This is a genomic window from Arsukibacterium sp. (genome assembly GCF_033721375.1).
In the GTDB taxonomy this organism is placed as follows: Bacteria; Pseudomonadota; Gammaproteobacteria; order Enterobacterales; family Alteromonadaceae; genus Alishewanella.
In genome coordinates this window covers 90,761-113,304 of sequence record NZ_JAWWAP010000012.1, presented here as the reverse complement: position 1 = coordinate 113,304, position 22,544 = coordinate 90,761, and the positions used below count along the sequence as shown (strand labels likewise).

Sequence of the window (22,544 nt, the reverse complement as noted above, 5' to 3'; positions counted from 1 at the left end):
ACCACACAGTTCAGGCCAGTAATATAATGCTGGCAATGTAGCTCGCTAACACACTGCAAAATAACATAATTAGTGCAGTTTGCTGGGCATTTACCAGCAATATTGCCCGCAAAATATCATTGGCGCCGGGTTCAGTGCCACTGCCCAGCCGCTGGCGGGATATTTTAATGCCAGCATAAAATGCCGGGCCGCCCAGTTGGCTGTTAAGGGCACTGGCGCCCGCTGCCAGCAGTAAGCGGCTGGGTATGTTCAGATACAGTGCGCCGGCGTGCCGGAAGTTGCGCCAGGCTTTAACCAGCCCGGTTTGCACCGCCAGCAATATTGCGGAAATAATAAGCCCCGGCGCTACCGCCCACTGATAACAGCGTGCCGCAGCGCGACCAAAATAACGAAAATGAGCGAGTTTGCTGTTCCATTGGCGGGCAGCGACCTGCAGCAGGGTATAGGCCAGTGCCAGTAAACCGCCGCCGATTAAAAACCAGAATAATACTGCTATCAGCTGTGCTGCATTGTAATGCAGCACACTTTCTATACAGGCTTTACTTAACCCCATTGCCGATAATTGCTGACGGTCCCGCAGCAACAGTGGCTTAGCGCGTTCTCTGGCCAGAGTCAGCTGTTGCCGCTTAATACCATCAGCCACCAAAGCAGCCTGCTGCAGGCTAAGCCGGCTGCCAAGACAGAAATATAGTATAAGTGCATCCAGTACCAGTGGCAGCTCTGAAACCAGATAAAAACCAAACGTAATGGCCAGGCTCAATGTCAGTACCAGCAGCAACGCCAGAGTGCCCGACAATTGCTGTTGAAAACGGCTACGGCTGATATCAGGGTGGACCTTGTTGCCAAGCCGCTTAAGCAATATCGCCAGGCCATGAAACGGCGCCCGGGCACCTGGCAATGTCAGCCAGCGGCTGGCCAGCAAAGCCAGCAGCGCCAGCACAGGCCAGGGGGGAAGCGCGTTTAGCCATTGCATTATGATATTATCGCCTGGCCGAATAAGTGGCGCATTACAACTTTACCGAGCTCAGCTGATCCAATAATGCGACCACCATTGCCGAGCTGTTTTTTGATGCAACTTCAAGGTAGGCATCGAAAGAGACCGGAGATTCTTTGCCAGCGATGTCACTCAAGCTGCGGATCACCACAAAAGGGGTATTTAGCATATGGCATACCTGAGCAATAGCGGCACCTTCCATTTCTACCGCCAGCATAGCCGGAAAACGGGCGCGGGTTTGGGCTATTCGTTCCGGATCACACATAAAACTGTCGCCGGTAGTAATCAGGCCGCTTTTGGTTTTACAAAAACCGAGACTGGCAATGGTCTTTTCTGCAGCACTGACCAGAACCGGGTGGGCGCTATAGGCGGCTGGCATTTGCGGTACCTGACCGTATTCGTAACCAAAGGCGGTAACATCAACATCATGATGGCGCACTTCAGTACCGATGGCGATATCGCCGACATTAAGTTCCGGGTCAAAGCCGCCGGCTGAACCGGTATTAATAATACAATCAGGTTTAAAGTGATTAATAAGTAAGGTAGTAGCAACAGCAGCGGCAACTTTGCCAATTCCTGACTGGACAATAACCACGTCATTACCGGCCAGCTGACCGCGAATAAACTGATAGTTGCCAATATGTTCGGTGCTGGTTGCGCTAAGCTGCTGCTTTAGCAGGGCGACTTCCGGTTCCATTGCACCGATAATACCAAATAATTTCATAACTGGGCCTATTTACTGAAACGCTAGACTGAAAACGCTAGTATAAAGGCCCTGCGCCGGAAAATCCTCTGTTAATCGGGCTCAGGTTTGTGGATTGAGCTTAATTTCAGTTGCCGGCCCGCCTGCAGTAAGCTTGCCTTGCTGGTAGTCGCGAATCGCCTGTTCAATTTCAGCACTACTGTTCATGACAAAAGGACCATACTGCACTACGGGCTCAGCAATAGGTTTACCTGCCAGTAAAATTAAGCTGGCTTCACCGCTGGCGACCAGCGTTACCTGTTCACCCTGATTTAGTAAACCGGCATGATGCTCCTTTAATTGCTGCACATTACCTGCTTGTTTTACCGCTACGCTGCCAACAAAGGGGTAAAGCAGCACATGATGCTCTGCCGGTAACGGGACGGTCAGCTCGGTGCCGGCTGCCATCCGGATATCATAGAACAACGGTTCCGTGCTTAAACCATTGATCGGCCCGGTGACTGTGGTTGCGTTATGTTTAAAGCTGCCGGCGATAACTTTAACGCTGACACCCGGTACAACTTCAAACTGGGGTATCTGCTCAGGGCTGATATCGGCATAGGCAGCGGGTTTCATTTTCTCTGCCGCTGGTAAATTTAACCATAACTGAAAGCCCTGCATCAGTCCCTGTTCCTGCTGTGGCATTTCCGAGTGAATAATGCCACGGCCAGCAGTCATCCACTGGACTCCACCACTTTTCAGATGACCTTTATTGCCCAGATGGTCTTCATGCAACATATGGCCATGCAGCATATAGGTCACTGTTTCAAAGCCGCGGTGCGGATGAGGCGGAAAGCCCTTAATGTAATCATCTGCCTGCTCAGAACCAAAGCAGTCGAGCATTAAAAATGGATCAAACCGTAACTGGGCGTTCAGCCCCAGGCTGCGTTTGATTTTCACGCCGGCACCATCTGATACCGACATGGCAGGAATGATCTGTCGTAGACTGCGATTGCTCATAATTTTTCCTGTCCGAAAGGATAGTAAATGTATTAAAGCGCAACTAAACAGAATATAAAATGCCATTTTTGGCGACTATTCGTTCGAAAAAGCTGAAAGATTACTGGCGAAGCGGCTAAGTTCAGCAGCTGTTAAGTCTGAGAGGCTAAGCTACCACTCATTGCGACACTGACAGTTTGACTTAAAAAGTAATGGAGTAACGAAAATGAAAAAAGTTTTAATTGCATCTGCCCTGATGGCAATGACAGTAAGCGCAACCAGTATGGCAAACCCGGTGTGGGATTATGTGGGTGCCGGTTACACCGATGCTGCCGGTGATGGTCCTTACGTTGAGGGCTCTTTCCGCCTGAACCGCAATTGGGTAGCGGATGCCAGCTATGCCCGTTTATCAAATGGCCCGTTTGATGCAAATCAGCTGAAAGCCGGTTTGAACTATATTATGGGTACTACGCTGGACTTTTCACCGAATACCCAGACCTATTTGCTAGGTGGGGTCGAGAACTGGTCTGGCGATGCTGATGAAACCGGCGCTTATGCCGGCGTAGGCGTGCGTCATCCGTTAACGCCACAAGTAGAATTGTACAGCGAAGCGACTTACCACACGGTATATGACGATCACGGCAGTCTGGCTGGCGGTATCGCCTATTTTCTGAGCCCTGCCTGGGCGATTCGTGGAAATTTAGCACTTAACAGCGGCGATGTTAAAAACGAGTTCCGCTTCGGGGTGTCTTATCAGTTTTAATTAATCTGTTTTAAGGCGCTGCCAACGGCAGCGCCTGCCTGTTTGCTTGCAGGTTTGCCGGGTATATCCCGGCTTTTTTATGCCAGAATGTCACGTCCGTTGCTGCTCATGACGCAGCAACCAGGCTTTATTATCGAGGCCTCCGGCGTAGCCGGTAAGGCTGCCATTGGCGCCGATCACCCGATGGCAGGGCACAACAATAGCTATCGGGTTTTTACCGTTAGCAGCGCCCACAGCCCGCACGGCTTTTGGGTTGGCAATTTCCCGGGCAATGTCTGCATAACTGCAGGTCTGGCCAAATGACAGCTTACAAAGTGCCTGCCACACCTGTTGCTGAAAAGCCGTACCGGTGGCGGCCAATGGCAAATCAAATTGGGTCAGACTGCCGGCAAAATACTGTTGTAACTGGCTGGCTGCTTTGTTTGTCAGCGCTGACGGTTTATCGGCTGTCGTCGTTTTTGTTGCAAGATGGATGGCGCTGATCCCCTGCTCAGTGGCGAATATCCGGACCGGGCCCAACGGACTGTCAATGGTTTGCTGAAACATCGGTTTACTCTCCTGTCTGACACCAAAGCTGAAAAGTGGCATAGCTGCGCCATGGCGCCAGGCTGGCATTATCAGCTGCAGTGTACTGGTTACGGGCCAGTGCTTTCTGAATACCTAAGTCGCCAGCCAGCCAGATATCACTGTCGCTCTGGCCACGCATTCTGGCATAGTTTACCGTCCAGGGACCAATGCCTTTAATGCTGAGCCAGCGCTCCGGGCTGGCGTCAGGCTCAGCCAGCACAAAAGCTGCCAAATCGCGTAGAGTTTGCCGGCGTAACGCCGGTACTTTAATCATTTGTAACTCGCTGCCAAGTACAGCCTGTGGGCTGGGAAACAGCTTTTTATCCCCGCCGATTTCAGTTCCCAGCGCCTGCACCAGCCGGTTAAGCTGAGTGCGGGCGCCGGCCACACTGACCTGCTGACCAAGAATGGCTCTGACCCCTGCTTCCCAGTTATTCCAAAGCCCCGGGATCCGCAAACCGCTTATTAACCTGTTGCTGAAAAGCGGGTTAACGGCCAGTTGCTGCTCAATCTGCAGCAGGTTAGCGTCTAAATCCAGCAACCGGCGCAGCTGCTGAATTAACGCCCGCAAACCATGCGAGCCGGGCCAATGTAATGTCAGCGCCAGACTGTGGCTTGTTTTGGGAGCAATCTCAAACCAGCCTGGCTGCTGCAGATAACTGAAGGTCCGGCCGTAACGTTCACCCTCTACCCAGTCTATACCGTTCAGGGTGCGAGCCTGCCAGAATGCCAGCATCTGGTCCCAGGCCAGTGGTGGCCGGTAGTTAAGTTCCAGCTGCAAGCCTGTGCCGCTTGTTTTCACCGTATGGCGGCGGATAGCTGACGGATTGAGCTGCAGTTGCCTGACAAAGGCATCGTTAAAGCGCCGGACACTGCGAAACCCTGCCTGATAAGCAATACTGGTAACAGGTAACTGTGTTTCATGCAGCAGTTTTTTGGCAAACAATACTTGCTGGCTCAGCGCGTACTGGGTTGGGGTTAACCCCATTTGCTGGCGGAACAGTTTACGCAGGTAGCGATCTGTAATACCAAGGCGTGACGCCAGCTGAAGCTGACTATGTTGCTGCAGGGCGCCTTCATCTATTAAACGCAGCGCCCGGTGCAGGGTAGTTTGAGTACCCTGCCAGGCAGCTGAGCCGGGGGCACTGTCAGGCCGGCAGCGTAAACAGGGCCGAAACCCGGCCAGACTGGCAGCGGCAGCAGAAAAATAGTAACTTACCTGCTGCTCTGCCGGTGCCCTGGCCGGACAGATTGGCCGGCAGAAAATGCCGGTGCTTTTTACGGCAGTAAAAAACAAGCCATCAAATCGTGAATCACGGGCCAGTCTCGCTTGTTGGCATACGGCGTTAGTTAACATAAGTGCTGTCATTTTATCCTGAACCAGGCTGAGTATATCAACAGGGTGGGGGAAAGCTGGCCATATCCGGAACTAAAAAGTAATTTATTGTTATCATTAGGGCGGTATTATTGCAGTTCGCGTCGCTGCGGCTTAATATCAGCAGATGGATCCGGGCAGGATAACAAGCGGCCAGCGAGGCCGGTATAACGCAGGAGTTGCAATGTTAGAAAGCTTTTTTATTCAGTTAAGTACTGAGCCTGAAACCATCAGTTTTCAGCAAAGTACCGGTATTATCGACCAGATGTATCATTTTCAGCCCTGCGCTTTTAAAAATGGCGAGCTTGAGAATGCCGCAGGTGAAAATACCGGAAGCTGTAAAATACTGGCATTTGGCGCTCTGCATCAGCTATCAGAGCCACAAACCCTGTTTTTATTCGGTGATTATTACCGGGATGTGCTGGCAAATCCGAAAGGGGATGATCATCAGAATATCCGTAATTTTATCCGCAGCGGCTGGGATGGTGTGCACTTTGAGCAGCAACCACTGCAGTTAAAAGAATAAGGCACCAGCGCTAAACGGTGGCCGGATTTACCCCTGATTCCAATAATAATAAAATGACACAGGACGAAATATGTCTCAACCACCTCTGTTTACAAATGATGCCGTGGTCCTTGGCTTACTGGCTGTTATTCTGGGCCTGGTGTTTTATACCAGTCATAGTACCAACCGTGCTTGCCAGGGGTTTTACAAATATATTCCTGCATTGTTACTTTGCTATTTTATCCCGTCGCTGTTAAACAGTTTTAATATTATTGATGGCGAAACTTCATCACTGTATAAAGTGGCCTCCCGTTACCTGCTGCCAGCCAGCCTGATCTTACTGACCCTGAGTGTCGACTTTAAAGCAATTCTGGGCCTTGGGCCCAAAGCTCTGATTATGTTTTTTACCGGTACTCTCGGTATTATTATTGGCGGACCCATTGCCTTACTGAGTGTTGGCTACTTTTTCCCAGAGCAGCTTGGTGGCGATGTCTGGCGTGGCATGACTACTGTCGCGGGCAGCTGGATTGGCGGCGGCGCGAATCAGGCGGCAATGAAAGAGGTGTTTGAAGTAGACGGCAGTTTATTCTCAGTTATGATCACCGTTGATGTGCTGGTAGCAAACGTCTGGTTAGCTGTGCTGTTATTTATGGCCAGCCGGGCAAAGCAAATTGATGCAGCGAACGGCGCCGATACCCGAGCAATCGGCTATTTGCAGCGGAAAATAGAGCAGTATCAGGCCGAAAACTCCCGGATCCCGACTATTCAGGATATTATGCTGATTGTGGCAGTGGCATTTGGCGTTACCGGTCTGGCGCATGCGCTGGCAGATGTCATTGCGCCCTGGATCGGCCGGGAGGCACCTTATCTGGCCGATTACAGTTTAACCAGTGGCTTTTTCTGGCTGGTCGTTATTGCCACCACCGTTGGTTTACTGTTGTCATTAACCCCTGCCCGTAAACTCGAGGGAGCAGGCGCCTCTAAAGTGGGGACGGCGTTTTTATATATTCTGGTGGCGACCATCGGCATGCAAATGGATGTAACCGCCATTATGAGCAATAAGCTGATGTTCCTGGTTGGCATAATATGGATGCTGGTGCATGCTATCTTATTGCTGGTGGTGGCTAAGCTGATTAAAGCACCGATGTTTTATCTGGCTGTCGGCAGTCAGGCGAATGTCGGCGGTGCGGCGTCCGCGCCGGTGGTGGCAGCGGCCTTTCACCCATCTCTGGCGCCGGTTGGGGTGTTGCTGGCGGTACTGGGTTATGGCTTAGGCACTTATGGTGCTTATATTTGTGGCTTAATTTTGCAACAGGTTGCGCCTTAGCAATGATAGGGCAGCTATTGATAAAGGGAGTTTTCTGTTGAGTAATCAGGTTAAAATTGAGCCAGGACATTGGGTACTTATTGTCTTTTTGTTACTGGCGCTTTATGCCAGCTATTTGCTGATAGCGCCCTATATTGGTCCTGTGGTGCTGGCTTTTGTCTTGTCATTACTGTGTTTTCCGGTTCACCAGAAAATTGTTCAAAAAATTCCTGATAAACCTAATTTGGCATCAACTATTACCTGTACGTTACTGGTATTGGTGATTCTGATACCTGCCGCTCTGGTTTTAATGGCCATTGTGCAGCAAGGGATCACGTTCGCGAAACAAAGCTATCAATGGGTTGAACAGGGTAAGGCCGAAGATTTGCTGCAGCAGCCTGTTGTAAAAAATACTATTGATCGGTTAAACGAGTTTTTGCCGAACAGTGATTTTAGTATTGACGGTATTATTGATAAATTTACTGAATTCGCTTCTGGTTTCAGTAAAGAGCTGCTTGATATCAGCACCAAGATAGTTGGGGATGTCACAGGGATGATTATCAGTTTTTTCCTGATGCTATTTGTGCTGTTTTTTTTATTGCGGGACCATAAGAAAATTATTGAGGGTTTGTACTGGATCTTGCCACTGGCCCGCTCGCAGGAAGAAAAATTACTGACCGAAGCAAACACGGTAGCACGTTCTGCAGTGCTGGGTACCTTCCTGACCGCACTGGCGCAGGGGGCGGCAGGCGGCATTGGTATGGCGATAGTGGGTATGCCAGGTTTATTCTGGGGCACAATGATGGTGTTTGCCTCTCTGATCCCGGTGGTCGGTGCGGCATTAATCTGGGTGCCTGCCAGTTTATATCTGATACTAACCGGCGACTGGCCCTGGGCACTATTCCTGATTTTCTGGGGAGCTGTTGTGGTTGGTTCTATAGATAATTTTTTACGGCCCGTATTGATGCAGGGCACGTCAAACATGAGTACGCTGTTCTTATTCTTATCTCTGATTGGTGGTTTGCAATTGTTTGGCATTATTGGCCTGATTTACGGGCCTATAATATTTGGCTTAACTCATGTATTGATTAAGCTTTATACTCTTGAATTTCAGGAGTTCCTGGAGAAACAAGACAAAAGCTAATTATTGTCTGGCCGAAGCTGACAGCTCAGCCAGCACCACCCGCAAGTTACAGAAAATTGCCGGTGAGCTGCATGAGCTGGTAGTAAGGTTCAAACGCTAATGGCTAAACACAACCGGGAACTATGCCACTTTAAACTGACTGGCCAGTTGTTGCAGCTCTGTGCCCAGCCGGCTTAAGTCGTTGCTGGCTGCCGCTGTTTCTTCACTGGCGGTAGCCGATTGTTCAGCCACGTCCCGGATGCTGAAGATACTACGGTTAATCTCCTCTGCGACAGTACTTTGCTGAAGCGCCGCGGCAGCAATTTGCTGATTCATCTGCTGAATGCTGGTTACCGCAGTGTTGATAGCCTGTATCGCGTCACCGGCATCATCTGCACTTTCCAGGGTTTCGTTGGCAAGGCCAGAGCTTTTATGCATGTTGCTGACGGCTGCTTCTGCTCTTTGTTGCAAAGTGCTGATCAGCTGCTCTATCTGGCCCGTTGATTCCTGCGTGCGAAACGCCAGGGCTCTTACTTCTTCTGCAACTACGGAGAAACCCCGACCGGCTTCCCCGGCTCTGGCCGCTTCAATAGCCGCATTCAGTGCCAGCAGGTTGGTTTGGTCGGCAATGCTTTTAATGACATCCAGCACTGAACCAATATTATTGCTCTGCTCTTTCAGCTCGCCGAGTGAACTTGCTGAGGTGGTCACCTCATGGGCCAGCGCTTTAATTTGTTTAATGGTTTTCTGAACAACCTGCTCGCCTAATGTTGCCTGATCAGAGGACTCTGTGGCGGCAGATGACGCATCCTCTGCGCTGCGGGCAACTTCCTGCACCGTGGCAGCCATTTCGTTCATTGCCGTAGCAACCTGCTCTGTTTCTTCTTTTTGCTTGCTAACGCCTGCCGAGTTTTGTTCGGAAATGGCAGCCATCTCTTCAGTTGCGGTCGCCAGCTGAGAAATACCCGAAGTAAGATTATTGATTAACGCCCGCAGACTGATGCTCATTTTCTGCATGGCCTGCATCAGCTGTCCGGGTTCATCATGGCGGTTGGTTGGCAAATCTTCAGTAATATCACCGGCGGCAATTTTCTCAGCTACTTGCACTACGTGTTGTAAAGGAGCTACAACCATCTGGGTAATAATAAGCGCAGCCAGCACCCCGATAACAATGGCGACAATCGCAGCAACAATGATCATCAGCTTCAACTGGCTGGTTTCCTGTTCCAGAATTTCCAATTGATTGGCTACAGAGCGGGTACCCGCATCGTCGGCCGCCAATGCAGCCGCAATCATTTGTTGCTCAATAGCCGGCAATTGGCTCTGCCCGGCCTGGCCATTAAGCCTGATAATTTGCGATAGCTGCTGCTGATAGGTAGCAATATTGGTTAGCATTTCCCGCATTAACGCGGCACTTTCGTCAGTAGTAAACAGTGGCAGGGTTTTTTCACCCAGCTGCCGGGCCTGGTTACTAAGGTCCAGTGCTCGCTGCAGATACTGGGGATCTTGCTGGATCTGGAAATTCTTATCCTGATGGCGGGCTTCACTGACCAGCAGGTTGGTTTCACTGACATTAGTTACAACCTGAAACCGACTGGTCATACTGCTAAGCGCGTTATAACTTAATACGGAACTTATTATCAGAATAAACAATACCAGGCCAAAGCCGGTAAGTAACTTGGCCCGGACACTCAGATTTTGGGTAAGGGTTGAAATAGCAGACATGTTAGACGCCTCACTTAAATATTTTGTTGGCAATGACAGATATGCTCCTCTGACTGTACAGGAACGATAGTTGTTACTGTTGATTAAATAAGCTTAAGTGTAATCCGGCCTAATGCAAGTTTTTGCCGGGAAAGGTTATTTTGTCGTCAGCAGTAAGCAGAAAATAGAAAGGCCAGCAGTACGCTGGCCTTGATTTATACCGGCCTGAATAAATACAGCTAGACGCTGATATTGATATTCTGACCGATATTTCCTACTGGTGATGCTGCTGACGTTTGCTCAACCGTCTGCATGGCACTTTGGACCAACATGTTGGTCATCTGTGCCTGCTGGTTTTGCTGCTTTTTTGCCATAACTGCGCCCAGTACTTCAAAGCTCTGTGCAGTTGCCAGAGCACCAACGGATTGACTCATAGTACCTCCTATTCACAATACGTCAGCACTGTATCGGCAGGGTGCAGAAATACTTTAGGCATTTTTTTGCCGGTTTGTTTTTTGGCAGTATTCAGATAAATGAATGCCGCCCGTTGCAGCGGGCGGCATTCCAACTTAGCGCGGAGTGACTCATTTCTCCAAAGCGTTAAGAAGCCTGTATCAGCGCAGTTTGCTGCGCTTTAATTTGGGAGTGTGATAATACCGGGGTTAAGCCGGTACCAGCAGGTTGGGCCGGTTTGTAAGAACGTACTGGCCGGGTCGGGCCTTTTTTAACCAGGCCTTTGTACAATGGTTCCGCTTTAACCGTTGGTTTGCCTAAGCGTTGGGCCAGTGCCTGCTGTAAATCAGCTGCGGTATAACCAGCTTTAATTTTAATTCGCAGGTAGGGCACGCCCGCTGCTTCCAGCGCGCCACTGACGAACCAATCCGGTGCTGCTTTGTGGCCATCTTTATTGCTGTTATTAACTAAATCCAGTACGGCGACTACCCGTAAATCGTCTGCAGCACACAATACGAAATCCAGATACTTGGCATTGAGTTTTACCAGGGTACTGCGCCGGGCTTTTTCATTAGCATTTTCTTTTACTTCGATAACATCGGCAAGCTTGATCCGGTTTAAAACTTTGTATTCGCCTTCTACAGCCTTTTCCAGCAAGTTCTGAAAAGAGCGCTCTACCGGGCTGAACAGGCTATTCCGTTTTTGTACCTGAAACGGGTTTCCGTTATCGATAAAGCGACTGGCAACCATCGCTACCAGCACCACCAGTGCTACCAGCAACAACATAATAAATTCCATGCCTACCTCCGACGATAATTTGACATACGCAGTTATACTGAAGTTATGAAGCACAAGTCGTGCCATAAATATCAGATGTTTAGCATTTAATATATTGTTTTGAGTGATGCCAGGCATTTTAGCCATTAATGGTATTTATAGTTGGAAAGGGCTTATAGTTAAGCTACTAAAAGTAACGACAATACAGAGGCTGGATATGGCTGATACAACTAACCGGGCCGGTTTAACAATAACCGGCCAGCTAAACAGCGACTACGATCACATTTTAACGGCAGAAGCCTGTGCTTTCGTCACCGAACTGGTGCGGGAGTTCCGGCCGCGTTTAACCGAATTACTGGCCGACAGAATAAGCCGCCAGCAACAGTTTGATAGCGGCGCCTTACCTGATTTTCTGCCGCAAACCGCGACTATTCGCGGCTCTGACTGGCAGGTAGCGCCGATCCCGACTGATCTACAGGATAGAAGAGTAGAAATAACCGGCCCGGTTGACCGCAAAATGATTATTAATGCCTTAAACGCCGATGTAAAAGTGTTTATGGCCGACTTTGAAGACTCGCAGGCACCGAGTTGGGCCGGCGTAATAGAAGGCCAGATCAACCTGCGCGATGCTAACTTAGGGTCCATCAGCTATACCGATCCGCAAAGTGGTAAACACTACGCGCTGCAGGATAACACGGCACTGTTAATTGCCAGGGTACGTGGTCTGCATTTATGGGAAAAGCATTTACTGGTAGACGGTGCGCAGGTGCCAGGCTCGCTGGTCGATTTTGCCCTGTATTTTTATCACAACTGGCAAACCCGGCTGAAAAATGGCTCTGGTGTCTACTATTATCTGCCAAAACTGCAAAGCTACACTGAAGCGAAGTGGTGGGATGATGTGTTCAGCTTTACTGAGCAAAAATTTAAGGTGGCAACCGGTACTATTCGCGCCACGGTGCTGATTGAAACCCTGCCCGCCGTATTTGAAATGGATGAAATTTTGTATAGCCTAAAAGATCATATCGTGGCGCTGAACTGCGGCCGTTGGGATTATATTTTCAGCTATATCAAAACGTTAAATAATCATGCTGACCGGGTGCTGCCAGACAGGCAGGTGGTTACGATGACCAAGCCGTTTTTAAACGCCTATTCGCGGTTACTGATTAAAACCTGTCATAAACGCGGCGCGCTGGCGATGGGTGGTATGGCGGCCTTTATTCCGGCCAAAGATGCCAGCGAGAACGAAAAGATTCTGGCGCGGGTTACCGCCGATAAAGAACTGGAAGCCAGTAATGGCCACGATGGCACCTGGGTGGCACACCCGGGCCTGGCAGCTACCGCCAATGGCGTATTTGCTAAATATTTAACCGGTGGTAAGGTTAATCAGCTGGATGTCAGCCGCGAGCAGGATGCCGAGATCACTGCTGAGCAGTTGTTAGCACCTTGCGAGGGTGAGCGCACTGAAGAGGGCATGCGCACTAACATCCGGGTAGCGCTGCAATATATTGCCGCCTGGATCAGCGGTAAAGGCTGTGTGCCAATATATGGCTTAATGGAAGATGCGGCCACGGCAGAGATTTCACGCACGTCGATTTGGCAGTGGATTAAGCATGGAAAAAGTTTAAGCAACGGTAAGTTAATTACCAAGGCCCTGTTTGCCGACTTTTTAGAGGAAGAGGCAAAAGTAGTGTTACAGGAAGTAGGAAGCGAGACCTGGCAGAGTCAAAACTTTGACCGGGCCAAGCAATTGCTGCTGGACATTACCACAGCTGATGAACTGGTAGAGTTTTTAACGTTACCGGCTTACCAGCTGCTTGATTAACCTGAGTAAACCAAACCAAAGGCGCTGCCATTGCTGACAGCGCCTTTTTTGTTTTCGGTGCTAATGGAGTTGTTGTTCAATGCCGGATACAACACTCTTCCTCACTCGCCAGGGCAACTCGCCCGTTGCCTTGCGGCAGGGGCTCAGACACTCCCCGGCTCCTTCAAAAGAGGTTCTATCCTCTATTGGTTAAGCCAATACCTGAAAGAGAATGGCTGGAACCCCGTTTTGGTCGACACAGAGTGTCTGAGTGAGTGCGCTAGCGCGAGCGACAAATACGTCGGGAACGTATTTGAACAGCTTCAGCTGGCTCGCGAAGGACAGGACGTCCGAAGTAGTTGCTGTGGCGAGCCAAGGCGGGTGTTGCAGTTGTTCTCCCGACATGCCGGATACAACACTCTTCCTCACTCGCCGGGGCAACTCGCCCGTTGCCTTACGGCAGGGGCTCAGACACTCCCCGGCTCCTTCAAAAGAGGTTCTATCCTCTACTAGTTAAGCCAATATTTGAAAGAAACAGCTGGGACCCCGTTTTGGTCGACACAGAGTGTCTGAGTGAGTGCGCTAGCGCGAGCGAGTTGCTGTGGCGAGCCAAGGCGGGTGTTGCAGTTGTTCTCCCGACATGCCGGATACAACACTCTTCCACACTCGCCGGGGCAACTCGCCCGTTGCCTTGCGGCAGGGGCTCAGACACTCCCCGGCTTCTTCAAAAGAGGTTCTATCCTCTATTGGTTGAATTCGCTAGTTTAACTCATCAGCCGTTTCAACAATCAACCGTCTGAACCAGATATGGCTGGCGTCCTGGTGTAATAGCGGGCTCCAGATCATTTTCAGCTCTATCGATGGAATGGCAAAAGGCGGGTCCATAATGGCCATTGTCGGGTCATTTTCATATAACTTAGCGGCGCGGCTGGGCAGGGTTGCAATTAAATCAATGCCCACAGCCAGGTGCATCGCCACATGGTAGTTTCGTGTAAACACCGAGATATTACGCTGCTTGCCCAGCTTGGCTAAGGCCTCATCTACCCAGCCGAGCTTTTGCACATCTTTTGGATCCATGCCGACACCGACACCAAAGCCGGTTTTACTAACCCAGATATGCTGGGCCTTTAAATAACTGTCCAGATTAAAGCGCTTAACAATAGGATCGCTGGCGTTAATAAGGCAGGAAAAGCTGTCGCGCCAGACGGTTTTCTGGTGAAACGACTGCGGCAGTTGATCAAAGCGGTTAATCGCCATATCTACTTTGCCGTTTTCGACATCATGAAAAGTGACGTCTGACGGCGTCATAATATCCAGACTGGTTAATGGAGCCTGTACGCGCATCTTTTTTAGTAATGCTGGTATCAGCGTCGAAGCAGCGTAATCACTGGCCATAATCCGAAATACCCGCTGGCTGTGCAGAGGCTCAAAATCTTTATTTGGCTGCAGCGTTTCTTCCAAGGTTAGCAGCACACCCCGCACCACCGGTGCCAGCTCGCGGGCGCGTTCAGTGGGTACCATGCCATCTGACGTGCGAACCAGAATAGGATCATTTAATAAGTCGCGCAGCCGTTTTAAGCCGTTGCTCATTGCCGGCTGGGTAATGTTTAACTGGTTGGCAGCCCGGGTCACGTTTTTTTCGCGCAGTAACACATCCAGATAAACCAGCAGGTTTAAATCCATCTTATTAATATTCATCTGCAAAATACCTTGGGCTTTATTTATAACTAAGTTGAATCATAGCATTGGCCGGGCTGTCGCCGTCAAGCGTAAATTGATATTCACTGAAAAAATGATGAGCATCATAAAAATCAGCTATATGAATTGTTGTTTTGTTCTCTATAGTGAATAACAACAACCAGCACAACAGTTTTAGCAAGAGGAAACGGCAATGACAGCTTATCAAGACGATATCAAACACTTCGACAATGTATGTAGCAAGGCCGGTTCTGCCTGGAATGCGATCAGCCCGGAATATGCTGCACGGATGAAACTGCAAAACCGCTTTAAAACCGGGCTGGACATCGCCCAGTACACTGCCGACATCATGCGCGCTGACATGGAGGCCTATGATGGCGATACCAGTCAGTACACCCAGTCATTAGGTTGCTGGCATGGTTTTATTGGTCAGCAGAAACTGATCGCTATCAAGAAACATTTCGGCACCACCAAGAAAAAATACCTGTATTTGTCGGGTTGGATGATTGCCGCGCTGCGCTCTGAGTTCGGGCCATTGCCGGATCAGTCGATGCATGAGAAAACCTCAGTACCGGCACTGATTGAAGAACTGTACACCTTTTTACGCCAGGCCGATGCCCGCGAACTGGGTGGCTTATTCCGCCAGTTAGACGACGCGACCGACGCGGCGAAAAAAGCCGACATTCAGGCAAAAATTGATAACTTTGAAACCCATGTCGTGCCGATTATTGCCGATATTGATGCCGGTTTTGGTAATGCTGAAGCTACCTACTTACTGGCTAAGAAAATGATTGAAGCGGGTGCCTGTGCAATTCAGATTGAAAATCAGGTATCAGATGAAAAACAATGTGGCCACCAGGACGGTAAAGTAACAGTACCGCATGCCGATTTTCTGGCAAAAATTAACGCTGTGCGTTATGCCTTTTTAGAACTGGGTATTGATAACGGCATTATTGTGGCCCGCACCGACTCACTGGGTGCCGGTTTAACCAAGCAAATTGCGGTTACCAACGAGCCTGGCGATTTAGGCGACTTATATAACAGCTTTCTGGATGGCGATGTGATCAGCGGCGCTGACGATATTGCCAATGGCGATGTGGTAGTGAAAGCCAACGGCAAACTGTTAAAGCCAAAACGGCTGGCCAGTGGTTTATTTCAGTTTAAACAAGGTAGCGGTATTGACCGGGTAGTGCTGGACTGTATTACCTCATTGCAAAACGGCGCCGATTTACTGTGGATAGAAACTGAGAAGCCGCATGTTGGCCAGATCGCTGAGATGGTAAACCGGATCCGTGAAGTGGTGCCTAATGCCAAGCTGGTTTATAACAACAGCCCGTCGTTTAACTGGACGTTGAATTTCCGCCAGCAGGTATTTGATGCCTGGCAGGCCGCCGGTAAGGATGTGTCTGCTTATGAGCGTGCTCAGCTGATGAACGCCGACTATGACAGCACTGAACTGGCGCAGGAAGCGGATGATCGGATCCGTACCTTCCAGGCTGACGCGGCGCGCGATGCCGGTATATTCCATCACTTAATTACCCTGCCAACCTACCATACTGCGGCGCTGTCGACCGACAATCTGGCCAAAGAGTACTTTGGTGATGCTGGTATGCTGGGCTATGTTGCTGGCGTGCAGCGTAAGGAGATCCGCGAGGGCATTGCCTGTGTCAAACACCAGAATATGTCAGGCTCTGACATTGGTGATGATCACAAAGAGTATTTCTCAGGTGAAGCTGCGTTAAAAGCCGGTGGTAAGCACAACACCATGAACCAGTTTTAAGCTTTTGACAGGGCTTTAAACTGATGTAACAGTTCCGCTACGTGGTCAGTTGACCCCAGGCAGCCGTAAGGCTGCCTTTTTTATTAACTTAATGCGTTTTAGCATGTTATGTTGTGCAGCATTAATCAGTAGCTGAACCGGCAGAATTATCAGACGATGAGCAATACTTTCTTTTTTGGTGACTGGCAGGTAGAGCCTGCTGCCAATACCCTGCGCCGGGGAAAACAGCTACAGCAACTTGAGCCTAAGGCCATGGATGTATTGCTGTTGTTATGCGGTCATCCGGGCGAGGTGCTAAGTAGCGACGATATTGTCAGGCATTGCTGGCCGGATACCGATACCGGAGATAACCCGCTGCATAAAACCATTACCCAGCTGCGTAAAGCACTGGGCGATAATGCCACTAAGCCGACATTTATAGAGACAATCCGCAAACGGGGCTACCGCACGCTGGCTGAAGTACGCTTTCCACTGGGCCAGCAGCAAAGCGTGCAAACGCAAAGCTGGCAGCAGGGTTCGCCTTTTCCCGGTTTGCAGGCCTATGACGCCCGCTTTGCCAGTGTATTTTTTGGCCGCGGCGCACAAATTGATACCTTGCTGAACCGTATTGCCCAGCAAATAAAGTTCGGCCGCGATTTTTGTCTGCTGCTTGGGCCAAGTGGCAGCGGTAAGTCGTCGCTGATCAATGCCGGGGTCATGCCCAACCTGCTGCAAGCCGGCGGCTTTAATGGTGTTGAGGTGGTGTCGTACAGCAGCCTGGATTTAGCTGATGTTAGTCAGAACCAGTTGTTCAGCAGTCTGGCCAGTGCCTTGCTGGACTGGGAGCTGGGCCCGGAGCAGACCCCGGTATTTGCCGGTGACAGCGCCGCCAGTCTCGCTGAAAAGCTGCAGCAGCAAACAGACGCCGTCTGTCAGCATTGTAAAACCTTACTAGCGAACAACCGCCAGCATACCCGCCGCTTTGCGCTGTTTGTCGACCGCTTGGAAGTATTGTTATCGTCACCGCTATTTAGCGAGCAGCAACGAACCGACTTTGTCGCGCTGCTGGAGCAGCTGGCCAGCAGTGGTGCTGTGCTGATTATCAGCGCCTGTCGCAACGAGTTTTATCCCGATTTAGTGGCTTACCCAAGTTTAATGGCCGGTAAAGCCAAAGGCGCACATTTTGATTTAGCGGCGCCTGGGCGCGCTGATTTACTGCAAATGATCCGTTTACCGGCGCTGGCTGCCGGGCTTGGCTTTGATACTGATCCGGCTAATGCGCTGGGACTGGATGAAATACTGATGCAGGAAGCGGCCAGTAACCCTGATGCGCTGCCAATGCTGCAATATACCCTGCAGCAGTTGTACCTGCAGCGCAGCGAGGATAACAAGTTACTGTTATCTGTGTATAACGCCTTAGGTGGCATTGAAGGCGCCATTGGTAAAAATGCCGAGCAGGCAATTAACCGTTTGCGTAAAACCGAACAAGACAGCTTGCCGCGGGTATTGTCACTACTGGTTACCTTGCGCGAAGACGAGCAAAGCATTACCAGTCGCAGCGCCAGACTGCAACAGCTAGAGACTGACGCTGAGCGGGCACTGGTTAATACTATGATTGAGCAGCGGTTATTTGTCTCGCATCTGCAGCATGGCGAGCCCTGTTTCAGTATTGCTCATGAGGCATTGTTAAGGCGCTGGCCGCGCGCCACCGCCTGGATAGCAGAACACTTTGACAGCTTAAGTGTAAAAAGCCGGCTGCTGCATTTAAGTCAGCGCTGGCGCAGCGAACAGCAAAACAGTGCTTATTTACTGGCCGAGGGTAAGCCGCTGCAGGAAGCACTGCTGCTTCAGCAAAACCAGCTGTTTCAGCTGGATAAAGAAGAAACCGAGTTTATTCAGGCATCCAGCGCCAAAGCAAGGTTAAAGCGCTGGAGCCGCCGCGCCACTCTGACCGTGCTATGCCTGCTTACCGTTACTGCAGTTACGATGAGTGTGCGCAGTTTTAATGCTGAGCAACAGGCGCAGCAAAAACGCCTTGCCGCCGAAAACCTGCTGGGTTTTATGGTAGGGGAGTTTGCCGATAAGCTGCGCAGCATCGGCCGGATGGACTTACTCGACGGTATCAGCAATAAAGCGCTGGAATACTTTACCGATTACTCAGCTGATGATTCGGCACTAAGTACCGAAGCGCGACTGCAGCACGGCCAGACGCTGGAAGCGATGGGCGAGGTGGCCTACTCGCGCGGTAAAACCGACGAAGCAGTTGCAGCATTACAAGCCGCCCGGGTGCAGTTGGAGGCAGTTTTGCTGCAACAGCCGGATAATTTAGAGTTGTTAAAAACCCTCGGCGCCAATGCCTTTTGGCTTGGCCAAATTCAGTATGACGCCAGTAACTGGCAGGCTACCCAGCCGGAGTTTGAGCGCTATTACCAGTATAGCCGGCGGATGTACCAGTTAGCGTCGGATAATATTGATGCCATTATGGAACTGGCATACTCTACCAACTCATTGGGCTCGCTGGCGATGCAGCGGCAGCAGTTTGATAAGGCTCTGTTGAATTTTGAAGAGTCGTTGCGGCTAAAACTGCTGGCGCAGCAACTTAAGCCTGGTAGTGAGCAATTGATGGCAGATATTGCAGATACCCGTTCCTGGCTGGCCAGTGCAACGCTGGCCGATGGTGATTTGCTCTCTGCTATTTCAATTCACCAACAACTCCAGGCAGAGCTTGAGAACCTAAAAGCATCTGCTGAGCCTTATATGCTTGATATTCTGACGAGTAGTTATCAATTGCTGGCTGATTTACTGGAGAATCAAGGCAAAATTGAGGAAGCCTTGACCAAAACCCGCCAAAGTTCAGTCGCAATAGCGAAAACATTACAACAAGATCCAGACAGTAGCACGTGGAAGCGACGTCAACATTATCATAACTTTCAAGTGTTTAAATTTCTGCGTTACTTAACTGAAAACGAAATTGAGTATGCGCTGGCAGCGCACCAATCTGCATTAAATCAAGAGCGTGAATCGTTAACTGAGATTACAGGTAAAGAAATTGAAATCCGGTTATGGCGCACTGCCGCTATGCAGTTACAAAGAATTGATAATTTTGCCGGCAGTAAAAAGTACGCCGATCTGGCATATGATGCATCCGTTAAGTTGGTAGATAACTATCCAAATAATATGAGCTATGTCGCGTTTTTAACAGATAGTCAATTATTGCAAGCTAAAGCTTTATTCAACCAAAACCAGAAAGAGGCAGCAATGTCTTTGTGTCAGAATGTCCGGCAACGGTTAGGAAATGTGGTTGATACAAACAAAGACACTCGATACATCACTATCTATGCAAAGGCGTTGGATTGTTTAGATCAATTGAACAGCCAATCTGACCTGCTGTCCTTTTTGCAGAGAAATCGTATCGTCAATTTTCATTTCAGCCCATAATCTTAAGGAAATAAACTATGTCAAATACGCAAGCCGTCGGTGTAATCCAGGTGTTGGTTAACCTGGAAAACGGTGAACCGGTCTTTAACTACCAGACAACAGACGGCCAGCCGTGTGATGGAGACGTTACAGTGACAGAGGCGGGTACTATTACGTATCAGCTTGTTGACAATACCGGTAAAGGTTTGAAATTCGTTGGGGTTGGTTTTATCACTCCGTTTGACGGTGTTATTGATGCAATCACGGTCAGCAGTGATGGCCAGTTAGTGCAAATGCTGGATTTAGATCGCAGCGCTGGTACTACTAAATTTCAATTTGTTCTTACAAACAGTAGTAATACGTTGATGGTACTTAGTCCCGATCCTCAGGTGAAAAACGAGCCTGAGTAACATTTCTTGATTCGGTAAGTCTCAAAATAGCCCCGCAAGGGGCTTTTTTATTACAGTAAATCAATAGTTTAAATCAGAAGGTTGTCAGAAGGTTCGCACGTGTAGTAAAGGCTAAAGTTGGCAGCAGTTAAGCCAGCTTAGTGAGATACGCCGATGAAAACTGCACACAACAAAAACCAGCTGCAACCTCTGGCCCTGAATGATGACAGCCTGTGGGGGGACGAAAATGACATGGCCAGCTGCCTGGATATTGGCAGTTTTGTGCAGTATCTGGCTGAGGCAGTGCTGATTGTCAGCCCCGATGGCATAATTGAATGTGGCAATGCCAAAGCCGCGCTGTTGCTGAATTGCATTGGTACCCCGTTAATTGGCCGGCAGTGGCCGGAGTTTTTAACCAGCCGCTGCCAGCAGCAGTATGAGGGTTTGGTGCAGCTGGTGGCGAAACGGGTTTTGTCGTTGCAGGCAGGGCCGAGCGAAATGGCGGTACGCTGCGCTGATGGGGTGATAAAAGACATAGAGCTGTCGGTGTCGTTTTTGCCGGAGCCTGCAGCCCGGCTGGTGCTGGTAATGCGCGATTTAAGCCGTTATAAAGCAGAATGCGAGCAACTGCGGTTACAGGCGACTACCGATGCATTAACCGGCCTGGCTAACCGCCGTGGTTTTGATGAGCAGTTGCACAAGCAGTGGCAGCAATGCACTGAAGCAAGGTTACCGCTTAGTGTGGTGATTATCGATATCGACTTTTTTAAACAGTTTAACGACAGTTATGGCCATATTCAGGGGGATGCCTGCCTGCGTAAAGTCGCAGCAGCCATTGTCCGGGCTATGCCCACAGACGCTAAGCTGGCGGCGCGTTACGGTGGTGAAGAGTTTGCGCTGATTTTACCCAATCACAATGAAATAAGCGCGATAAAAGTGGCGCGGGACGTACAGCAGGCAGTACGGCAACTGACGTTTCGCGACGCCGGATTAGCGGCCACGGTCAGTGTGTCGGTAAGTCAGGGCGTAGCCACCGAGGTTAACGGCCAGTATCGTACCAGCATGGCACTGCTTTGTGCGGCTGACACCGCGTTATACCGCGCGAAAGCAGATGGCCGCGATTGTATTAATACCGGTAGCTAGCAAGAGCCTGATGCCAGAACCCTGATTTCAGGAGCACTAGTTCAGGCGCCTGATACCAGCACCAGGGTTTCGCTGCCAAAGCTCAGAATATCACCGGCGTTTACCTGTTTGCGCTTCTGGGTTTCGACCACGCCATTTACTTTTACCAGGCCGGCATCAACGGCCGCTTTTGCTGCACCGCCGCTGTTACATAAGCCTTCAAATTTTAAAATTTTATACAGTTCAACCGGTTGTTTATTAAGAATAACATCACGTTTGTTGCTCATATCAAGAGACCTTTTGTGTCACGCTTCAAGCGGGTTCGCTTAAGCTTAAATGGGGTTTGCCTACCAGATAGGCGCGGCGAAAATCACTGAAGTAACCGCTAAGCTTGCTGGCAGCGTCGTTCTCGCCTGCCATTGCCAGTACTGCTATAGCGACTTCAGCCGTGCAGAGCTGATGTAAATGGGCTGCTTCGCGCAGCGCATACTGTGATGCCTGTTCCGGTTGAATACCCAGTACCGGTAACTTAGCCAGATAGACGCTTTTAAACATTTTTTTTGCTTCACGCCAGGTACCATCCAGCATGACAAATAATGGGATTTTGCCGGTAGTCGCCACGCTTAGCTCGTCGCTATCTTGTATACAACGCTCTGGCGCAGCATATTGTTGCGGAAAAACCAGCACCGGTGCATAGCGCTGATCATTAAGCAGCGCCAGCAACGCCGGATCGGGCCGGGTCCGATCCCAGACAAAGGCATGGTTATCGGCAATCACATCGCATATCAGCCTGCCGGTATTGCTGGGCTTATAACACTCGCCGGTATACATAATAAAACAGAATGCACAATTGCCGGCCGCTTCAGGCTTTGCAGCACAGATGCACTCGGTAACAGGTAATAAGCATAGCCCGCAACGTACTACCTTGCTGCCTCTGGCATTAAATACCCGTTGCGATTTGGCCAGCTGCTCAGTACGCAGCGTCAATATAGCATTGCTATGCAGCCTGGGGGTTTGCGACATCGTTACAATCGGCCAGCCATTAAAAAGCCGCTATTGTAGCGGCTTTTGCTATCAGCTGCGCGCTGAATCTGCATATTTGATCATTTG

Annotated in this window: 20 protein-coding genes; 9 read left to right on the top strand and 11 right to left on the bottom strand. The window is 50.0% G+C overall.

The window, feature by feature from the left end:
• Positions 1 to 10: 10 nt before the first annotated feature.
• From R3187_RS17570 to R3187_RS17560, 3 genes are all read right to left on the bottom strand, one after another.
• Positions 11 to 973 (bottom strand): cobalamin biosynthesis protein, encoded by a 963-nt coding sequence (locus tag R3187_RS17570; protein WP_318968367.1) that lies wholly within the window; start codon positions 971 to 973, stop codon positions 11 to 13.
• A gap of 34 nt (positions 974 to 1,007) precedes the next feature.
• Complete coding sequence (mtnN, locus tag R3187_RS17565; protein ID WP_318968366.1) at positions 1,008 to 1,718, bottom strand: 5'-methylthioadenosine/S-adenosylhomocysteine nucleosidase; 711 nt, start codon at positions 1,716 to 1,718, stop codon at positions 1,008 to 1,010.
• 81 nt (positions 1,719 to 1,799) lie between these two features.
• Positions 1,800 to 2,696 (bottom strand): pirin family protein, encoded by an 897-nt coding sequence (locus R3187_RS17560; RefSeq protein ID WP_318968365.1) that lies wholly within the window; start codon positions 2,694 to 2,696, stop codon positions 1,800 to 1,802.
• A 205-nt stretch (positions 2,697 to 2,901) separates the two neighbouring features.
• On the opposite strand from R3187_RS17560, the gene R3187_RS17555 reads away from it, so the two are divergent.
• On the top strand, positions 2,902 to 3,438 hold the full coding sequence (locus R3187_RS17555; protein WP_318968364.1) for a hypothetical protein: 537 nt from the start codon (positions 2,902 to 2,904) through the stop codon (positions 3,436 to 3,438).
• Positions 3,439 to 3,528: 90 nt separating this feature from the next.
• On the opposite strand, the gene R3187_RS17550 is transcribed toward R3187_RS17555, so the two are convergent.
• Both R3187_RS17550 and R3187_RS17545 read right to left on the bottom strand, forming a co-directional pair.
• On the bottom strand, positions 3,529 to 3,984 hold the full coding sequence (locus R3187_RS17550; protein ID WP_318968363.1) for a methylated-DNA--[protein]-cysteine S-methyltransferase: 456 nt from the start codon (positions 3,982 to 3,984) through the stop codon (positions 3,529 to 3,531).
• A gap of 4 nt (positions 3,985 to 3,988) precedes the next feature.
• Positions 3,989 to 5,374: a DNA-3-methyladenine glycosylase 2 family protein gene (locus R3187_RS17545; protein WP_318968362.1), complete on the bottom strand. Its 1,386-nt coding sequence runs from the start codon at positions 5,372 to 5,374 to the stop codon at positions 3,989 to 3,991.
• A 190-nt stretch (positions 5,375 to 5,564) separates the two neighbouring features.
• On the opposite strand from R3187_RS17545, the gene R3187_RS17540 reads away from it, so the two are divergent.
• The 3 genes from R3187_RS17540 (at position 5,565) to R3187_RS17530 (ending at position 8,335) form a co-directional block, all read left to right on the top strand.
• Positions 5,565 to 5,906 (top strand): HopJ type III effector protein, encoded by a 342-nt coding sequence (locus R3187_RS17540; protein WP_318968361.1) that lies wholly within the window; start codon positions 5,565 to 5,567, stop codon positions 5,904 to 5,906.
• Positions 5,907 to 5,976: 70 nt separating this feature from the next.
• On the top strand, positions 5,977 to 7,212 hold the full coding sequence (locus R3187_RS17535) for a DUF819 domain-containing protein (protein WP_318968360.1): 1,236 nt from the start codon (positions 5,977 to 5,979) through the stop codon (positions 7,210 to 7,212).
• A 37-nt stretch (positions 7,213 to 7,249) separates the two neighbouring features.
• Positions 7,250 to 8,335 carry an AI-2E family transporter gene (locus R3187_RS17530; protein ID WP_318968359.1) on the top strand — a complete coding sequence of 362 codons (1,086 nt, stop codon included), beginning with the start codon at positions 7,250 to 7,252 and terminating at the stop codon, positions 8,333 to 8,335.
• A 120-nt stretch (positions 8,336 to 8,455) separates the two neighbouring features.
• Here the strand turns inward: R3187_RS17530 and R3187_RS17525 are convergent, their stop codons facing one another.
• The 3 genes from R3187_RS17525 to R3187_RS17515 all read right to left on the bottom strand — a co-directional run bounded on the left by R3187_RS17525 (position 8,456) and on the right by R3187_RS17515 (position 11,269).
• Complete coding sequence (locus tag R3187_RS17525) at positions 8,456 to 10,039, bottom strand: methyl-accepting chemotaxis protein (protein ID WP_318968358.1); 1,584 nt, start codon at positions 10,037 to 10,039, stop codon at positions 8,456 to 8,458.
• A 218-nt stretch (positions 10,040 to 10,257) separates the two neighbouring features.
• Positions 10,258 to 10,452, bottom strand: a complete 195-nt coding sequence (locus tag R3187_RS17520; RefSeq protein ID WP_097111743.1) for a hypothetical protein — start codon at positions 10,450 to 10,452, stop codon at positions 10,258 to 10,260.
• 166 nt (positions 10,453 to 10,618) lie between these two features.
• The gene (locus R3187_RS17515; protein WP_318968357.1) at positions 10,619 to 11,269 is read right to left on the bottom strand and encodes a DUF2726 domain-containing protein; all 651 of its coding nucleotides are present in this window, start codon (positions 11,267 to 11,269) and stop codon (positions 10,619 to 10,621) included.
• 196 nt (positions 11,270 to 11,465) lie between these two features.
• Here R3187_RS17515 and aceB point away from each other — a divergent pair, with 196 nt between their 5' ends.
• Positions 11,466 to 13,070, top strand: coding sequence for a malate synthase A (aceB, locus tag R3187_RS17510; protein WP_318968356.1), 1,605 nt, complete (start codon positions 11,466 to 11,468; stop codon positions 13,068 to 13,070).
• 738 nt (positions 13,071 to 13,808) lie between these two features.
• Here the strand turns inward: aceB and R3187_RS17505 are convergent.
• On the bottom strand, positions 13,809 to 14,747 hold the full coding sequence (locus R3187_RS17505; RefSeq protein WP_290618675.1) for a LysR family transcriptional regulator: 939 nt from the start codon (positions 14,745 to 14,747) through the stop codon (positions 13,809 to 13,811).
• Positions 14,748 to 14,940: 193 nt separating this feature from the next.
• On the opposite strand from R3187_RS17505, the gene R3187_RS17500 reads away from it, so the two are divergent.
• The 4 genes from R3187_RS17500 (at position 14,941) to R3187_RS17485 (ending at position 21,455) form a co-directional block, all read left to right on the top strand.
• Positions 14,941 to 16,527, top strand: a complete 1,587-nt coding sequence (locus tag R3187_RS17500; RefSeq protein ID WP_318968355.1) for an isocitrate lyase — start codon at positions 14,941 to 14,943, stop codon at positions 16,525 to 16,527.
• Between the two features lie 156 nt (positions 16,528 to 16,683).
• The gene (locus R3187_RS17495; RefSeq protein ID WP_318968354.1) at positions 16,684 to 19,944 is read left to right on the top strand and encodes a winged helix-turn-helix domain-containing protein; all 3,261 of its coding nucleotides are present in this window, start codon (positions 16,684 to 16,686) and stop codon (positions 19,942 to 19,944) included.
• Positions 19,945 to 19,961: 17 nt separating this feature from the next.
• The gene (locus tag R3187_RS17490) at positions 19,962 to 20,333 is read left to right on the top strand and encodes a DP-EP family protein (RefSeq protein WP_318968353.1); all 372 of its coding nucleotides are present in this window, start codon (positions 19,962 to 19,964) and stop codon (positions 20,331 to 20,333) included.
• Between the two features lie 153 nt (positions 20,334 to 20,486).
• The gene (locus R3187_RS17485) at positions 20,487 to 21,455 is read left to right on the top strand and encodes a diguanylate cyclase (RefSeq protein ID WP_318968352.1); all 969 of its coding nucleotides are present in this window, start codon (positions 20,487 to 20,489) and stop codon (positions 21,453 to 21,455) included.
• A gap of 41 nt (positions 21,456 to 21,496) precedes the next feature.
• Here the strand turns inward: R3187_RS17485 and R3187_RS17480 are convergent, their stop codons facing one another.
• Together R3187_RS17480 and R3187_RS17475 are read right to left on the bottom strand one after the other, a co-directional pair.
• Positions 21,497 to 21,721 carry an RNA-binding S4 domain-containing protein gene (locus R3187_RS17480; protein ID WP_318968351.1) on the bottom strand — a complete coding sequence of 75 codons (225 nt, stop codon included), beginning with the start codon at positions 21,719 to 21,721 and terminating at the stop codon, positions 21,497 to 21,499.
• A 25-nt stretch (positions 21,722 to 21,746) separates the two neighbouring features.
• The gene (locus tag R3187_RS17475; RefSeq protein WP_318968350.1) at positions 21,747 to 22,457 is read right to left on the bottom strand and encodes a tRNA-uridine aminocarboxypropyltransferase; all 711 of its coding nucleotides are present in this window, start codon (positions 22,455 to 22,457) and stop codon (positions 21,747 to 21,749) included.
• Positions 22,458 to 22,544 lie beyond the last annotated feature (87 nt).

Excerpts from the sequence above, each read along its gene's own strand:
- R3187_RS17570 (WP_318968367.1), bottom strand. The coding sequence starts at position 973 with ATGCAATGGCTAAACGCGCTTCCCCCCTGGCCTGTGCTGGCGCTGCTG.
- mtnN (WP_318968366.1), bottom strand. The coding sequence starts at position 1,718 with ATGAAATTATTTGGTATTATCGGTGCAATGGAACCGGAAGTCGCCCTG.
- R3187_RS17560 (WP_318968365.1), bottom strand. The coding sequence starts at position 2,696 with ATGAGCAATCGCAGTCTACGACAGATCATTCCTGCCATGTCGGTATCA.
- R3187_RS17555 (WP_318968364.1), top strand. The coding sequence starts at position 2,902 with ATGAAAAAAGTTTTAATTGCATCTGCCCTGATGGCAATGACAGTAAGC.
- R3187_RS17550 (WP_318968363.1), bottom strand. The coding sequence starts at position 3,984 with ATGTTTCAGCAAACCATTGACAGTCCGTTGGGCCCGGTCCGGATATTC.
- R3187_RS17545 (WP_318968362.1), bottom strand. The coding sequence starts at position 5,374 with ATGACAGCACTTATGTTAACTAACGCCGTATGCCAACAAGCGAGACTG.
- R3187_RS17540 (WP_318968361.1), top strand. The coding sequence starts at position 5,565 with ATGTTAGAAAGCTTTTTTATTCAGTTAAGTACTGAGCCTGAAACCATC.
- R3187_RS17535 (WP_318968360.1), top strand. The coding sequence starts at position 5,977 with ATGTCTCAACCACCTCTGTTTACAAATGATGCCGTGGTCCTTGGCTTA.
- R3187_RS17525 (WP_318968358.1), bottom strand. The coding sequence starts at position 10,039 with ATGTCTGCTATTTCAACCCTTACCCAAAATCTGAGTGTCCGGGCCAAG.
- R3187_RS17520 (WP_097111743.1), bottom strand. The coding sequence starts at position 10,452 with ATGAGTCAATCCGTTGGTGCTCTGGCAACTGCACAGAGCTTTGAAGTA.
- R3187_RS17515 (WP_318968357.1), bottom strand. The coding sequence starts at position 11,269 with ATGGAATTTATTATGTTGTTGCTGGTAGCACTGGTGGTGCTGGTAGCG.
- aceB (WP_318968356.1), top strand. The coding sequence starts at position 11,466 with ATGGCTGATACAACTAACCGGGCCGGTTTAACAATAACCGGCCAGCTA.
- R3187_RS17505 (WP_290618675.1), bottom strand. The coding sequence starts at position 14,747 with ATGAATATTAATAAGATGGATTTAAACCTGCTGGTTTATCTGGATGTG.
- R3187_RS17500 (WP_318968355.1), top strand. The coding sequence starts at position 14,941 with ATGACAGCTTATCAAGACGATATCAAACACTTCGACAATGTATGTAGC.
- R3187_RS17495 (WP_318968354.1), top strand. The coding sequence starts at position 16,684 with ATGAGCAATACTTTCTTTTTTGGTGACTGGCAGGTAGAGCCTGCTGCC.
- R3187_RS17490 (WP_318968353.1), top strand. The coding sequence starts at position 19,962 with ATGTCAAATACGCAAGCCGTCGGTGTAATCCAGGTGTTGGTTAACCTG.
- R3187_RS17485 (WP_318968352.1), top strand. The coding sequence starts at position 20,487 with ATGAAAACTGCACACAACAAAAACCAGCTGCAACCTCTGGCCCTGAAT.
- R3187_RS17480 (WP_318968351.1), bottom strand. The coding sequence starts at position 21,721 with ATGAGCAACAAACGTGATGTTATTCTTAATAAACAACCGGTTGAACTG.
- R3187_RS17475 (WP_318968350.1), bottom strand. The coding sequence starts at position 22,457 with ATGTCGCAAACCCCCAGGCTGCATAGCAATGCTATATTGACGCTGCGT.